Genomic DNA, 15,199 nt, shown 5'->3' with positions numbered 1-15,199 from the left:
GAAAATAAACCCTATAGGGTTTTTTACCCAAATATTAAGGCTAAATCATTACTTCACAACCAATTGAACCGTTTCCTTGCCTCGCTGCTCCACCAGTACGGACTTTCCATTTTGAAGGGATTTGACCGAATCGTCGTTAAAATGGCGAATGGTGTATAGCGACACATCTTCGTGACAAACCACCTTAAATTTGCGTTTAAGCTCTTCCAGCAATGGCGGAAGACCCCTAAACTTATTGTCCAAACAGACCGAAAAGCTGATGGCCGAATTTTGGATCAAATCGACCTTTAAGCGGTGGTCATGGAACAACTTGAAGATTTCGCTGATGTTATCCTCCACGATAAATGAAAAATCCAGTGAAGATAGTTTGAGCAACACTTGGTTCTTCTTTACGATAAAGCAGGGTACCTTGGGCTCAATACCGTTGCCCTTGCCCACAGTAGTACCCTTATCCTTTGGATTCACAAAGGATTTTACATGAAGGGGTATCTCCTTACGCTGAAGCGGCTGTAAGGTTTTGGGATGGATTACCGAAGCTCCATAAAATGCTAGTTCGATGGCTTCGCGGTATGAAATCTTGTCCAACAATTGGGCGTTCTCAAAATTTCTGGGGTCGGCGTTCAATACTCCGGGAACATCCTTCCAAATGGTGACGGATTCCGCATTGAGGCAATAGGCCAAAATTGCAGCGGAATAATCGGAACCCTCCCTTCCCAAGGTAGTCGTAAAATTGTTGTCGTCACTTCCCAAAAAGCCTTGGGTAATGTTCAATTTGGAAACGTCGACACGGGAAAGTACTTCTGCTTGGGTACGGTCCCAAAGTACTTGCGCATCCCTGTTGGTCGTATCGGTCTTGATAAGGGTTCGGACATCCAACCATTGATTGGAAATCCCAACCTCGTTCAAATAGGCACTGACGATGGTACTGGACAATAGTTCGCCATAACAGACCACCTGATCGTACACAAAGCCATATTTGGGCGACTTATTCCACGCCAAAAAGCCTCTTACTTCATCAAAGAGCATCTTTACTCGGTTATAAACCGGGTGGTTTTGGTTTTGAAAAAGATTGGTAATAATGTTATGATGATACTCCACCACCTCTTGTAGCGATGACTGTACATTGGCCTTATCATTAAAATAGGACTCCACCACCTTTTCCATGGCGTTGGTCATCTTCCCCATCGCAGAAATGACGACCAAAGTATCTTGGTAACCCACCTCTTTAAGCACATTCACCACATTTCTCACTGCGTCGGCATCCTTCACCGATGCTCCACCAAACTTAAATACCCTCATGTATCTTATCTTCTATAAAATTGTCGGCCTAATTTAGGCTCTCCATGTAATTTTTGATTCCTGCTTCATCCAGCTGCACCACGTCCCAATCCCTTAGCACATGGGCCCCTTTCTTTTCATAAAATTCGATAGCGGGCTCGTTCCAATCCAGCACTTCCCAACATATCCGTTTTACCCCAAGACTATGTCCATATTTAACGACCTCATCCAGCAAAGCGGTTCCCAAACCACTTCCCCGCATCTTCTCGGAAACAATTAAATCCTCCAAATGGACGGCAGGTCCTTTCCATGTGGAGTACCTTGGGTACACCAAGGCAATGCCCGCGATTCCATTCGACGTATCTGCAACAAAGCAATGGAACATCTTTTGGTCGCCAAAACCGTGCTGTACCAAATCCTCTTCGGTAATCTCTACAGCATCGGGCTCCTTTTCATAATGCGCCAATTCCTGAATCAGTTGAAAAACTTGCCCCATGTCTTCGGGTTGGGCCGCCCTGATCGTATATTCCATAACTGTTACAAATAAAACTCAAAGTTATAAAATTACATAATTAAAGTCTTTCGAAAACGTTGTAGTTTCACAAAATGCCCGATATTTGTCCTCAAATAAAACAGCCTTTCCATGTTTGAAAAACAACATCGCACGCTCGGTGAATTCATCATCGCCAATCAAAATTCATTTCAATATACTTCTGGGGAACTTTCACGACTGCTCAACGGGATTCGCTTGGCCGCAAAAGTAGTGAATCACGAAGTGAACAAAGCGGGATTGGTAGACATTATCGGCGCTGCGGGAGACACCAACATTCAGGGGGAAAACCAACAAAAATTGGATGTTCTGGCCAATGAAAAATTCATCCAGACCCTTAAAAATCGTGAAATTGTTTGTGGCATTGCTTCGGAAGAGGAGGAGGACTTTATCAGCATCAACAGTTTTGACAAACAGCACCAAAACAAATATGTGGTTTTGATAGACCCTTTGGACGGCTCTTCCAACATAGATGTAAACGTTTCGGTGGGGACCATTTTTTCCATTTACAGAAGGGTCACTCCGGTAGGAACACCGGTGACCTTGGAGGACTTTTTACAGCCCGGAAAGAATCAGATTGCGGCGGGTTACATTATTTACGGCACATCGACCATGCTGGTCTACACCACCGGGGACGGGGTAAACGGTTTCACGCTTAATCCAGCCTTGGGCACCTTTTACCTATCCCATCCAAACATGCAATTTTCGGAAATAGGGAATATCTACAGCATAAATGAAGGTAACTATGTGCATTTTCCGCAAGGGGTAAAGGATTATATCAAATACTGTCAAATGGAGGAAGGAGATAGGCCCTACACTTCACGGTATATCGGTTCGCTGGTCTCGGATTTTCATCGAAACATGATCAAGGGTGGAATTTACATCTATCCCAAAACCAGCAAGGCACAAAATGGAAAACTTCGTTTGCTGTACGAATGCAACCCCATGGCGTTTTTGGCCGAGCAGGCCAATGGTAAGGCGAGCGATGGCTTTCAGCGAATCATGGAAATCCAGCCCACCGAATTGCACCAAAGGGTTCCTTTTTTCTGCGGAAGCAAAAAAATGGTAGAGAAAGCAGAGGAATTTATGGCGAAATACTAGCTTTCGCGCCTTACCAATTCGTGATAATCCTCGAATGGGATTCTTCCTGTAAAAATTTTGATGGATTTATCGACGAGTTCTGCTGCCGATTTCGGTGAGAAGCCAAGGCCAATAGCATATTTCTCCACTATGCGCCTCTCTTGTTCGTCAATATCATGGTCTGAGAAAATAATCTGAAAAAATTCGAATAGCCTCTTATATCGTTGCTCGCCACTGTGAGGAGTCTCGATTGGATATTTGTTCTCCTTTTTCATCACCTCCTTAAATTCCTCCTCGCTGATGTTCAATTTAAAGGCAAACTTTTCCAAAACGGCCATCTCCTTGGGGTTGATTTCCCCATCAACAGCTGCCAAACTTGCCAAAGTGGCAAAATGAGCCAAGTTTTTCTTGTGGTCCCCGTGCTCGTAAAGATCTAAAATGGGCATATCTCAAATTTTGTGGGACAAATATAAATCTTTAAAAGAGATTAAAATATATAAAATGGGCACCAAAAGAAATTTGTAATTTACGGCTGCTATGAAAACACCTTTGCTGCAATTTACCCCCAAAGGAATCTACTGTGAACAAGCGGATGTGTATTTGGACCCATGGAGACCTGTGGATAAAGCCATCATTTCGCACGGACATGCCGATCACAGCAGATGGGGGCATCAAAAATACATTACCCACCACAAGAATGTTCCCATTGTACAACATCGTCTAGGCGATGTGAACATTTCCGGTAAGGATTGGGGCGAGACCTTCAGCTTGAACAATGTAAAGTTCAGTTTGCACCCAGCCGGACATATGGTGGGTTCTTCCCAAATACGGGTAGAGCACAAAGGGGAGGTTTGGGTCTTTACGGGGGATTACAAAATCGAGGACGACGGTCTCACCACGCCATTCGAATTGGTAAAGTGCCACACCTTCATCACAGAATGTACCTTTGGATTGCCTGCCTTTCAATGGAGACCGCAAAAAGAAGTGTTCAACGACATCAACCAGTGGTGGGCCCAGAACAAATCGGAAGGAAAAACCTCCGTATTGTTCGGTTATTCCTTGGGCAAGGCACAGCGTTTGCTCAAACATTTGGACACCTCCATCGGAAAAATTTACACACACGGAGCCGTGGAGAACATGACAGAGGTATTACGGCCCTTGGTCGATTTACCCCCGACCCATTTGATTACCAAGGACACCAAAAAAGACGAGCTTTTGGGCAACATCGTGGTGGCACCTCCTAGTGCCCACGGTAGCACTTGGATCCGCAAAATGGTGCCCTATGTTACGGCTACGGCAAGCGGATGGATGGCGTTTCGGGGTGCCCGAAGACGCAGGGCCATTGATAAAGGCTTTGTGTTGAGCGACCATTGCGATTGGAACGGACTGTTGCAAACTGTAGAAGCTACGGGAGCAGAAAAAATCATCTGTACCCATGGCTATACGGATATTTTCTCCAAATATTTGCAAGAATTGGGATACGATGCCCGAACAGAAGCCACGCAATACGAAGGGGAGCTGTCCGAGGTCAATGCTACCGAACAGGAAAAATCGGAAGTGGAATGAGACAGTTTGCCCAGCTCATAAAAACCTTGGATGGCACCAACAAAACCAATGTAAAGGTACAGGCGCTCTCCAACTATTTTTTAGAGGCGACCGATAAGGATAAGGTTTGGACCATTGCGATTCTCTCCCACCGAAGACCTCCACGACCAGTAAACACAACTTTGCTGCGCACATGGGCCGCGGAGCTCTCCAACATCCCTGCTTGGCTGTTCGAAGAAAGTTACCATATTGTTGGGGATTTGGCAGAGACCATTGCCTTGGTAGTACCATCATCAGAAAAAGGCTCCAAAAAATCATTGACCACATTTTTACAGGAGATGATTGCCCTAAAACCAAAGTCCGAAGCAGAAAAAAAAGAATACCTATTTCAAAATTGGTCCGTGCTGGATTACTACGAAAGGTTTGTCTTCACCAAATTGATTACAGGCGGTTTCCGTATCGGGGTAAGCCAAAAATTAATGACCCGGGCACTTTCCAAAGCTACGGGTATCGAGGAGGATATTCTCGCCTACAAGTTAATGGGGAATTGGGACCCGAACCGCATTTCATTTCACGATCTTGTTTTGGAAGAAAAGGAGAGCGATTACCTATCCAAACCCTATCCTTTTTACTTGGCGTATGCTGTGGAAGAAGATGTTTCCGACTTGGGGGATGTAAACCAATGGTCCGTAGAACACAAATGGGATGGTATTCGCTGCCAAGTGATTCTTCGAAATGATGAACTCTTTGTTTGGAGCCGTGGGGAAGAACTGGTCACCGATAAATATCCGGAATTTGAAGCCTTCGTTGGCGTCATCCCCAATGGAACCGTTCTGGACGGTGAACTGCTCCCCTATCCCAAGGGCGAAATCGGAACTTTTAAAGATTTGCAGACACGCATCGGCCGTAAAAATATTTCAAGATCACTTTTAGAAAAGATTCCCGTCAAATTGAAAGTATATGATATTTTGGAATGGAAGGGGAGGGACATCAGGAATAAAACTTATCTGGAGCGAAGAAAAATTTTAGAGTCTGTGATTTCGACTACGCTCAATCATCAGGACGCCGAGCGCTGGTCATTGAGCGCCCGCCTGCCGGACGGGCAGGAAGTCGAAATGAGTCGAAGCAACTCATCTGGTAACGAATTACCGTTGCTCCTATCCGAACGAATGCAATTCGATTCATGGGACAAAGTGACCAAAGAAAGGGAAAAGTCTAGGGAAAAACGCAGCGAGGGCCTTATGCTCAAACGAAACGAATCCACCTATCAAGTTGGGCGCAAAAAAGGGGATTGGTGGAAATGGAAAGTTGACCCGCTAACCATTGATGCCGTACTCACCTACGCGATGCGCGGTCACGGTCGACGCAGTAACCTTTTTACCGACTACACTTTTGCCCTCTGGGATGAAAACGAAGAAGGTGATAAAGAACTGGTCACCTTTGCCAAGGCATATTCCGGGCTTACCGACAAAGAGTTTAGACAAGTGGATGCCTGGATCAAGAAAAATACCTTGGACCGTTTCGGCCCTGTCCGAAGCGTCACCCCGCAGCATGTGTTTGAAATCGCTTTTGAAGGTATCGCTCCTTCCAAACGCCACAAAAGCGGTGTCGCTACCCGTTTTCCAAGGATTTTGAGATGGCGAAAGGACAAGAAAATCGAAGAAGCCAACACATTGGACGAGTTAAAAGCACTAATTCCGAGTGGAACGAAGGAATCCAATAAGAAATGAGTCAAAAGGACCTCTTCCATATCGCCGAAAATTGGTTCCAAGAACAAGATTGGAAGCCATTCCCTTTTCAAAAGGAGAGCTGGAAAGCTTTTTTGGATGGAAAACACGGCCTATTAAATGCGCCCACGGGTAGCGGAAAAACCTATGCACTTTGGTTTCCCATCGTGCTCAACTACATTAAAAACAACCCTGATTACAAGACAAAGCATAAAAAGGGATTAAAAGCCATTTGGATTACGCCGCTACGGGCGCTTTCGCAGGAAATCAAACAATCCGCTGAACGCATCACCCAGGATTTGGAAACGCAAATGACCGTGGGCATCCGTACAGGCGATACCTCCACCAAGGAAAGGGCCAAAATGCGTACCAACATGCCCGACCTTTTGATTACTACCCCCGAAAGTTTACAATTGTTGCTATCCTCCAAAAATTATGCTAAAACGTTTAAGGATTGCTCGGCTATTGTAGTAGACGAATGGCACGAATTGTTGGGCACCAAACGGGGCGTTCAAATGGAACTCGGGCTATCCCGCCTAAAAACAATTTGCAAAGAGTTACGGATTTGGGGCATATCGGCCACCATTGGGAATTTGGAACAAGCACGGGAAGTACTGTTGGGACCCACCTCCCCAGAACTGGAAAATTCGGTTTTGGTCAAGGCCAACCTCAACAAGAAAATCACCGTCAAAAGTATTATTCCAAAGCAAATGGAAACCTTTCCGTGGCGCGGACATTTGGGACTGCATCTTTTGGACCAGGTGGTGCCCATCATCAATAACAGTAAAACTACCTTGCTTTTTACCAATACGCGCAGTCAATGCGAAATATGGTTTCAGAAAATATTGGAAAAATATCCCGAGTTCGCCGGGGAAATGGCCATGCACCATGGGAGCATCAATAAGGAAACCCGATTATGGGTAGAGCAGGCCATTCGCAACGAAAGCCTAAAGGCTGTGGTCTGTACATCCAGTTTGGACCTTGGTGTAGATTTTGCGCCTGTGGAAACCGTGATCCAAATTGGTGGACCCAAAGGCGTTGCCCGTTTCTTGCAGCGCGCGGGACGCAGCGGTCACCGACCTGGTAAAGAAAGCGTCATTCATTTTCTGCCCACTCATGCCATAGAGCTGGTCGAAGCTTCGGCCATGCAAAAAGCGGTTTTGAACAGTGCTGTGGAAGACCGTATCCCCTACTTGAACAGTTTTGATGTCCTTATTCAATATTTGACCACCTTGGCGGTTTCAGATGGGTTTTATGCTGATGAAATCTATCCAGAAATCAAACAAACCTTTTGTTACCAGACCTTGACCGAAGAACAGTGGCAATGGCTGCTCAATTTTTTGGTAATGGGAAGCCAAAGTCTCAAGAGCTATGATGAATACAAAAAAGTAGAGGTAGAAGAAGACGGCAAATTTAAAGTAAACAGCAGGGCGGTGGCCATGCGTCACCGTTTTCAAATAGGAACCATTGTTGGGGATGCCACAATTTCTGTTCGCTATCAAAAAGGAGGGTACATTGGCAGTATCGAGGAATATTTTATCTCCAAATTGAGCCCCGGCGATGTTTTCACCTTTGCAGGGCGAAATCTGGAATTCATAAGGATCAAAGGAATGGCCGCACACGTTCGAAATTCTTCCAAACGGACAAACAAGGTACCTAGTTGGATGGGCGGACGTTTGAGCTTTTCTGCAAAGATGTCCGAGTTATTGCGTCAAGAATTGTACACCGCCGAACTGGAATTTGACGAGCAATCGGAAGAGATACAGGCTTTGCAGCCCATGTTCAACAAACAACGGGAGGAAAGCATTGTACCCCAGCCCCATCAGTTTTTGATCGAAACCTTCAAGACCCGTGATGGCTACCATCATATGTTTTATCCGTTTGAGGGCAGGGCCATTCACGAAGGGATGAGCAGTTTGTTGGCGTATCGGATTAGCTTGTTGGCTCCCATTACCTGCTCACTTGCCTTCAACGATTACGGTTTTGAATTGCTATCGGACCGTGAAATCAACATTCAGGAGATTTTGGACAACAACCTTTTTACGCCAGAGTATATGTTGTCCGACCTACAAAAAAGTTTGAATTCCAACGAAATGGCACGTAGAAAGTTCCGTGATATTGCCGTTATCAGCGGGATGGTGTTTACGGGCTATCCGGAAAAAGGTGTCAAAATGAAGCATCTGCAAAGCAGTTCGGAATTGTTGTTCGATGTGTTCCGTGATTTTGAGGATGACAACCTGCTCTACCAACAAGCCTATACCGAAACCTTTGAGCACCAATTGGAAGAAGGTCGTTTGCGATTGGCTTTGGAACGTATCGGTGAACAAGAAATCGTTTGGCGAAAATGCTCACAACCTACACCCCTCTCGTTTCCCATTATCACGGACAGGTTGCGGGAAAAATTGTCCAACGAAAAACTGGCTGACCGTATCAAACGGATGGTAAATAAACTAACCAAATGACCACGGAACATCCTTGCACCTGTCATTCCGTGCCCCGACACGGAATCTCATCCAATAAGAATACTGAAACATTTTTTGAATCACCCTGTGTGGTTATTTTTATTATAAAACAGACTGTCATTTGAGAAATTCAGCGTCAAATAGATTTCTCGACTGCGCTCGAAATGACAATTGAACTAACTTTGCGGTATCTGGTTTTAATGACGGAAAATATTCAAATACACAACCAAACATTTCAGCTCCACCCTTTGGGTGGCCTATTCTGGGAAGAGAAGTCGTTATTGTTGATCAGCGATGTGCATCTGGGCAAGGTATCCCATTTTAGAAAATTTGGGGCTGCTGTTCCCCGAAAGGCCATTCACAAGAATTTCCTGCTGCTGGACCAAATCGTTTCCGATGTCCAACCCTTTCAAATCTGCTTTTTGGGCGATCTGTTCCATTCGTCATTGAACAAAGAGTGGGAATTGTTCGAAAACTGGGTCGCTAAAACTCCTGCTGAGATACTGTTGGTAGCGGGTAACCACGACATTATTGCCCCGGAAAAATTCCAAAAACTGAACATTTCCCTGTTTCCCGAATTGATCATCGATTCGTTCCTATTGACCCACCATCCCGAGGAGCGCGAAGGGTATTTTACGTTTTGCGGCCATGTGCACCCCTCCATTAAATTCAGGGGTTTTGGCAGGGAGCGCATTAAACTTCCCTGCTTTTTCAAGTCCAGCAACCAAATGATCTTGCCCGCTTTTGGCCAGTTTACCGGAACCCATGCCCTTGAGCCCAAAGATTCGGATGAAGTCTTTGCCATTGTAGAAGATAGCATAATCAAAGTTTAACATTACTTCGTCTTTTCTATATAAAGAGCGAGATTAATATTGAAGAATCCGCTGTAAAAACTCAAGTTCAAATTCAAAAGTCAAGTTCAAAAAAGGTCATTTCGATATGAGATGCAATGCATCGATTGAGAAATCTGTTTGAAAACTCAAGTGCAAGTTTCAAGTTCAAAGTTTAAGGGTTAAAGGTTTAGGGTACAACTTCAAAAGGTTATTTCGACTGAGGAACGAAGTGATGATGGAGAAATCTGTTTGAAAGCTTAAGTTCAAGTTCAAACTCAAGGTTCTAAGTTTAAGGTTTTACTTCAAAAGGTCATTTCAAATGACAAAGAACCCTATTCGTGCCAATTCGTGACATTAGTGTCAACTGCTCATTGCCTTCGGTCTTCGGACTTCTTATTGTCGCTTCGACTCATTTCGACTACGCTCAATGACCACCGCTCAGCGACCACTGCCCACTGCTGACTGACTTCGGACCCAAACAAAAGATTTCTCGACTGCGCTCGAAATGACAAAGAACCCTATTCGTGATAATTCGTGAAATTAGTGTCAACTGCCCATTACCTTCGGACTTTTTATTGTCGCTTCGACTACGCTCAGCGACCACTGCCCACTCTTGCCTGACTTCCGACTTCCGACTCCCGACCCTAGTTCCATAAACTCGCTTTAACGCCCTCATCACACCAAGCACACACATTCTACCCAAATCAAAACAAACCCAAAAAACATTTTTACTAAAAGGTTACGCGGTTTATCTTTGCGGCAAAGTTTTTTGGATTGACCAAAACCCCGATTTCCCAACTTTTTGAACAGTCTCCCCAACTCGGGAAACTGAGGGAAGCTATTGCCCAAGCTGTCACTTCGAGCTGTCACCCTGAGCTTGTCGAAGGGGCAGTCGATAAGTCATTGGTATCACAAAAAATCAACATTAAAGGACTTGTTGGTTCTTCCCTATCCTTTGTGATTGCAGAAACGTTTAAGTCGGTTGACTCCCCCTTTTTGCTGATTTTGAACGACAAGGAAGAGGCAGCCTATCATCTCAATGACCTGGAACAGCTTATCGGTGAAAAAGATGTACTTTTTTATCCAGGAAGTTACCGCAGGCCCTACCAAATCGAGGAAACGGACAATGCCAATGTGCTCTTGCGAGCCGAGGTGCTCAACCGCATCAACTCCAGAAAAAAACCTGCAGTTATCGTCACCTATCCCGATGCGCTTTTTGAAAAAAGTGGTCACTCGGAAGGAACTGGACAAAAACACCCAAAAAATAAAGTTGGGCGACGAGATTTCATTGGACTTTTTAAACGAAGTCCTTTTTGAATACCAGTTCAAGCGGGTGGACTTTGTGACCGAACCGGGCGAATTTTCTGTTCGGGGCGGTATAGTAGACGTGTTTTCTTTTTCCCATGATGAACCTTACCGTATCGAATTTTTTGGGGACGAAGTGGACAGTATCCGAACCTTTGATGTAGAAACACAGCTTTCTACGGACAAGGTGAAAAAAATCACAATTATTCCCAATGTAGAAAATAAGTTCACCGAAGAAATACGGGAGAGCTTCCTAAAATATATTTCGGCCAACACGGTGGTCTTTGCCAAGAACCCGGCCTTGATCTATGACCGTATCGATTCCTTTTTTGAAAAAGCAGAGGAAAGCTTTGCCAAGCTGAGCCAAGAAATCAAACATGCGGCTCCCAAAGAACTTTTTGTGGATTCAACTTTGTTGAAAGAGCAGTTGAAGGATTATTTATTCGTTGAAATTGGGGCTTCGACTCCGCTCAGCCATCAAAATACAGGAGAAACGGTCACTGAGCGAAGTCGAAGTGGCATCATCCAATTCAATACCAAACCCCAGCCCTCGTTCAATAAAAAGTTCGATTTGCTCATTGAAAATCTCAATGACAACCGGGATGCGGGTTACAGTAATTATATTTTCTGTTCCACGGAGCAGCGGCCAAGCGTTTTCACGACATTTTTGATGAAGTGGATGAGACGGTGCACTACCAAACCATCATTTTTCCGCTGTTCCAGGGTTTTGTGGACCAAGATCTAAAAGTAGCCTGCTACACCGACCATCAAATTTTTGAGCGCTACCATAAGTTCCATTTAAAGAATGGCTATGCAAAAAAGCAGGCCATCACCCTTAAGGAACTCAACAAACTGGAAATCGGTGATTACGTTACCCATATCGATCATGGCATCGGGAAATTTGGTGGACTGCAAAAAATCGATGTGGAGGGCAAAAAGCAGGAAGCCATCAAATTGATCTATGGCGACCGTGACATTTTGTACGTGAGCATCCACTCGTTGCACAAAATTTCCAAATACAACGGCAAGGACGGTGCTCCTCCCAAAATCTTTAAACTGGGCTCGGCGGCTTGGAAAAAACTCAAGCAAAAGACCAAGGCGAGGGTCAAAAAGATTGCCTTCGACCTTATTAAGGTATATGCCAAACGAAGACTTGAGAAGGGTTTTCAGTATGCGCCCGATAGCTATCTCCAGCACGAATTGGAGGCTTCCTTCCTCTACGAAGACACCCCGGACCAAGAAAAAAGCACCCAAGACGTCAAGAAGGACATGGAGAGCGAACGCCCAATGGACCGCCTCATCTGTGGGGATGTAGGCTTTGGAAAAACAGAGGTTGCCATTCGTGCCGCATTCAAGGCCGTGGACAACGGCAAACAGGTGGCCGTTTTGGTTCCTACTACCATTTTGGCCTTTCAGCACCATAGAACTTTTTCCGAACGATTGAAAGAAATGCCCGTAACCGTGGATTACCTCAACCGTTTTAGAACAGCGAAGGAGAAAAGGGAGACCCTGGAGAATTTGGAAAGTGGGAAAGTGGATATCATTATTGGAACACACCAACTGGTCAACAAAAATGTAAAATTCAAGGATTTAGGATTGTTGATAGTAGACGAGGAGCAAAAATTTGGAGTGTCCGTCAAAGAAAAACTGCGTTCCATCAAAGAAAACGTGGATGTGCTCACCTTAACGGCCACACCTATTCCAAGGACCCTTCAATTTAGTTTGATGGCCGCCCGTGACCTATCCGTTATCAATACGCCACCGCCGAACCGCTATCCCATCGAGAGTCAGGTGATTCAGTTGAACGAGGAAATTATTCGGGATGCCATTTCTTACGAAATCCAAAGGGGCGGACAAGTATTTTTTATCCACAACCGCATTGAAAACATCAAAGAGGTCGCTGGGATGATCCAACGCTTGGTACCTGATGCCAAAATTGGCATCGGTCATGGCCAAATGGAAGGCAAAAAATTGGAAAACCTTATGCTTGCCTTTATGAACGGGGAGTTTGATGTTTTGGTGTCGACCACGATCATTGAAAGTGGGCTGGATGTAACCAACGCCAATACCATTTTTATACATAATGCCAACAATTTTGGATTGAGCGACCTGCACCAAATGCGCGGACGTGTGGGCCGAAGCAATAAAAAGGCTTTCTGCTATTTCATTACCCCGCCTTACGAAGTGATGACCACCGAAGCGCGCAAACGTATCGAGGCTTTGGAGCAATTCACAGACCTGGGCAGTGGCTTTAACATTGCGATGAAGGATTTAGAAATTCGCGGTGCCGGAGATCTATTGGGCGGTGAACAGAGTGGGTTCATTAATGAAATAGGGTTTGAAACCTATCAAAAAATATTGTCCGAAGCCATTGAGGAACTCAAGGAAAACGAGTTCAAGGAATTGTATGAGGAAGTCGAGGGCGACAAGGAAAAGGTATATGTTAAAGAAATGCAGTTGGACACCGATTTTGAGCTGCTCTTCCCTGATGATTACATCAACAATATTACGGAGCGACTCAACCTCTACACCCAACTGAATGAAGTGGAAGATGAAGAAGGCCTTCAAAAGTTTGAGGCGCAACTGGTAGACCGCTTTGGGGAATTACCCGAACAAGCGGCAGACTTACTGAATTCCGTTCGCATTAAATGGATTGCCACCCACATTGGTCTGGAAAAAGTGATTATGAAAAAAGGCAAGTTCATTGGCTATTTTATTGCCGATCAGCAATCCAGTTTTTACCAGAGTGCCGTGTTTACCCAAGTGCTGCAATATGTTCAGAGCCATCCCCAACAGGCCAAGCTCAAGGAAAAACAGACCCGAACTGGGTTACGGTTACTGTTGACGTTTGACAGGATTACGAGTGTGGATAAGGCTTTGAGGGTCTTGGAGCCTTTTACACCTCAAAAAGAGAATGTTTCAGCATAGAATGGATTTCTCATATCCGTTCGAAATGACATCAACCTTCAATGGTCATTTCGACAGAGCAAAGCGACGAGAAATCTCAAAAAGTCATCTTTCCAGGCATGCTTTAGCATCCAGCTCAGACAAAAATAGATTTCTCACTGCGTTCGAAATGACAGTTACAAATCATTTGTCATTTCGACAGAGCGAAGCGATGAGAAATCTCAAGCAAGCAAGATTCCGTGCATACTTCGACTTCCTGCCTGCCGCAGGCGGGGACTCAACATCCGTACAGAATGACCTTAAAAAGCCTCATACACCTGCTTTACAAACTCCCCGATTTTTGAGGGCTCCAACCAACGGGTCACAATGACCAACCCATTTTTTTGGTCCACCACAATAAAGTTGCCTCCAAATCCCGCAGCGTAGAACACGTGCTCCGGAACACCCTCCCAGTGGCGGTCTCCTTTTTGGTTGAGCCACCACATATAGCCATAATTAACATTGGGTATAGAAGGCGTAGTGGCTTTCTTAATCCAATCTTCGCTGATGAGCTGCTCATTTTCCCATTTCCCGTTATTCAAAAACAAGGTTCCAAAACGGGCCATATCCTCTGTGGAAATAAAAAGTCCGGCACCCGAATGTCCTCCCCCGGTCACGGATTTCATTTTAATACCATCGACTACCGTCCAGGCGTTCTCGTAGCCAAACCAACGCCAAGAGGTTGTTGCCCCAATTTTGTCCATCACTTCTTCTTTGAGGACCACGGGAACAGGTTTTCTCCACACATGAGTAAGCGAATAGGCAAGAACATTAACACGAACGTCGTTGTATTCCATCACGGTTCCCGGTTCATTCAGTTTGCGGAACTTCCAATCGTCCAATCCACCTTCTCTGGGTGGACGGTCCGCCCAATCCTTGCCACCCCAGAGCTCACCCGACCAATCGGAATTCTGTTGCAATAGGTGTTCCCAAGTTATTTTAGAATTGTGCTCCCCATCAAAAGTGCCATCCCAAATATAATCGCCCACTTTGTCTTTGGTATCCTTTATCAAACCATGATCTTCGGCCAATCCGGCAACGGTGGATAAAAAACTTTTGGTGACACTAAAGGTCATATCCACACGTTTGGTATCGCCCCAAGAGGCCAAAACATAGCCGTTCTTCATAATCATACCAGCAGGACCTCCTCGTTTTTTGGTCGGACCCAAAATTTGATGGAAGGGTTCGCGTTTAAAACCTTCCAAAATGGCAATCCGCAAGTCCCGAGACCCTGAATATTCGTTGGCATTGGCAAATGCTACGGCTTTGTCCAATGCAGATGGGTCAAACTTAAATTGCCCTTTTTCCGCAGTTTGCCAAGTTTCGTAGCGTTGAGGAAAGTTGATTTCTTGCCCGTGGACCATAAAGGTTGTGGCAAAGGCCAACAGAAGTGCTGTTTTCACTAAACAGTTTTTCATTTTTCGGAGGTTTGGTTTGGGTAAGAAAGGTAGTGATTGTTGGGGAATTTATCCT

General features: G+C 45.1%; 9 protein-coding genes and 1 pseudogene. 6 read left to right on the top strand and 4 right to left on the bottom strand.

Going from position 1 to position 15,199, the window contains the following annotated elements; all coding sequences use genetic code 11:
• Positions 1-48: 48 nt before the first annotated feature.
• Together ABNE31_RS04250 and ABNE31_RS04245 are read right to left on the bottom strand one after the other, a co-directional pair.
• Positions 49-1,299 (bottom strand): aspartate kinase, encoded by a 1,251-nt coding sequence (locus tag ABNE31_RS04250; protein WP_349352481.1) that lies wholly within the window; start codon positions 1,297-1,299, stop codon positions 49-51.
• 28 nt (positions 1,300-1,327) lie between these two features.
• Positions 1,328-1,810, bottom strand: coding sequence for a GNAT family N-acetyltransferase (locus ABNE31_RS04245; RefSeq protein ID WP_349352480.1), 483 nt, complete (start codon positions 1,808-1,810; stop codon positions 1,328-1,330).
• Positions 1,811-1,921: 111 nt separating this feature from the next.
• Here ABNE31_RS04245 and fbp point away from each other — a divergent pair, with 111 nt between their 5' ends.
• Positions 1,922-2,929: a class 1 fructose-bisphosphatase gene (gene fbp, locus ABNE31_RS04240; RefSeq protein WP_349352479.1), complete on the top strand. Its 1,008-nt coding sequence runs from the start codon at positions 1,922-1,924 to the stop codon at positions 2,927-2,929.
• Here fbp and ABNE31_RS04235 read toward each other — a convergent pair.
• Positions 2,926-3,354 carry a TerB family tellurite resistance protein gene (locus ABNE31_RS04235; protein WP_179383520.1) on the bottom strand — a complete coding sequence of 143 codons (429 nt, stop codon included), beginning with the start codon at positions 3,352-3,354 and terminating at the stop codon, positions 2,926-2,928. The two genes, fbp and ABNE31_RS04235, sit on opposite strands and share 4 nt — an antisense overlap.
• A gap of 91 nt (positions 3,355-3,445) precedes the next feature.
• Between ABNE31_RS04235 and ABNE31_RS04230 the strand changes: the two genes are divergently transcribed.
• The 5 genes and pseudogenes from ABNE31_RS04230 to mfd all read left to right on the top strand — a co-directional run bounded on the left by ABNE31_RS04230 (position 3,446) and on the right by mfd (position 13,708).
• On the top strand, positions 3,446-4,474 hold the full coding sequence (locus ABNE31_RS04230) for a ligase-associated DNA damage response exonuclease (RefSeq protein WP_349352478.1): 1,029 nt from the start codon (positions 3,446-3,448) through the stop codon (positions 4,472-4,474).
• Positions 4,471-6,183, top strand: a complete 1,713-nt coding sequence (locus tag ABNE31_RS04225) for an ATP-dependent DNA ligase (protein ID WP_349352477.1) — start codon at positions 4,471-4,473, stop codon at positions 6,181-6,183. The genes ABNE31_RS04230 and ABNE31_RS04225 overlap by 4 nt, the downstream gene beginning before the upstream one ends.
• Positions 6,180-8,642 (top strand): ligase-associated DNA damage response DEXH box helicase, encoded by a 2,463-nt coding sequence (locus ABNE31_RS04220; RefSeq protein ID WP_349352476.1) that lies wholly within the window; start codon positions 6,180-6,182, stop codon positions 8,640-8,642. The genes ABNE31_RS04225 and ABNE31_RS04220 overlap by 4 nt, the downstream gene beginning before the upstream one ends.
• 200 nt (positions 8,643-8,842) lie before the next feature.
• Positions 8,843-9,475 carry a ligase-associated DNA damage response endonuclease PdeM gene (gene pdeM, locus ABNE31_RS04215; protein WP_349352475.1) on the top strand — a complete coding sequence of 211 codons (633 nt, stop codon included), beginning with the start codon at positions 8,843-8,845 and terminating at the stop codon, positions 9,473-9,475.
• Between the two features lie 774 nt (positions 9,476-10,249).
• Positions 10,250-13,708 (top strand): annotated as a pseudogene (mfd, locus tag ABNE31_RS04210) (transcription-repair coupling factor).
• Between the two features lie 278 nt (positions 13,709-13,986).
• On the opposite strand, the gene ABNE31_RS04205 reads toward mfd, so the two are convergent.
• Positions 13,987-15,144 carry a serine hydrolase gene (locus ABNE31_RS04205; protein WP_349352474.1) on the bottom strand — a complete coding sequence of 386 codons (1,158 nt, stop codon included), beginning with the start codon at positions 15,142-15,144 and terminating at the stop codon, positions 13,987-13,989.
• Positions 15,145-15,199: the final 55 nt, after the last annotated feature.

The sequence above is a fragment of the Flagellimonas sp. MMG031 genome, assembly GCF_040112705.1.
Lineage (GTDB): Bacteria > Bacteroidota > Bacteroidia > Flavobacteriales > Flavobacteriaceae > Flagellimonas.
This window is presented reverse-complemented; position numbering and strand designations above follow the sequence as displayed.

Bases quoted from the DNA above. Each gene is read 5' to 3' on its own strand.
- ABNE31_RS04250 (WP_349352481.1), bottom strand. From the start codon at position 1,299: ATGAGGGTATTTAAGTTTGGTGGAGCATCGGTGAAGGATGCCGACGCA.
- ABNE31_RS04245 (WP_349352480.1), bottom strand. From the start codon at position 1,810: ATGGAATATACGATCAGGGCGGCCCAACCCGAAGACATGGGGCAAGTT.
- fbp (WP_349352479.1), top strand. From the start codon at position 1,922: ATGTTTGAAAAACAACATCGCACGCTCGGTGAATTCATCATCGCCAAT.
- ABNE31_RS04235 (WP_179383520.1), bottom strand. From the start codon at position 3,354: ATGCCCATTTTAGATCTTTACGAGCACGGGGACCACAAGAAAAACTTG.
- ABNE31_RS04230 (WP_349352478.1), top strand. From the start codon at position 3,446: ATGAAAACACCTTTGCTGCAATTTACCCCCAAAGGAATCTACTGTGAA.
- ABNE31_RS04225 (WP_349352477.1), top strand. From the start codon at position 4,471: ATGAGACAGTTTGCCCAGCTCATAAAAACCTTGGATGGCACCAACAAA.
- ABNE31_RS04220 (WP_349352476.1), top strand. From the start codon at position 6,180: ATGAGTCAAAAGGACCTCTTCCATATCGCCGAAAATTGGTTCCAAGAA.
- pdeM (WP_349352475.1), top strand. From the start codon at position 8,843: ATGACGGAAAATATTCAAATACACAACCAAACATTTCAGCTCCACCCT.
- ABNE31_RS04205 (WP_349352474.1), bottom strand. From the start codon at position 15,144: ATGAAAAACTGTTTAGTGAAAACAGCACTTCTGTTGGCCTTTGCCACA.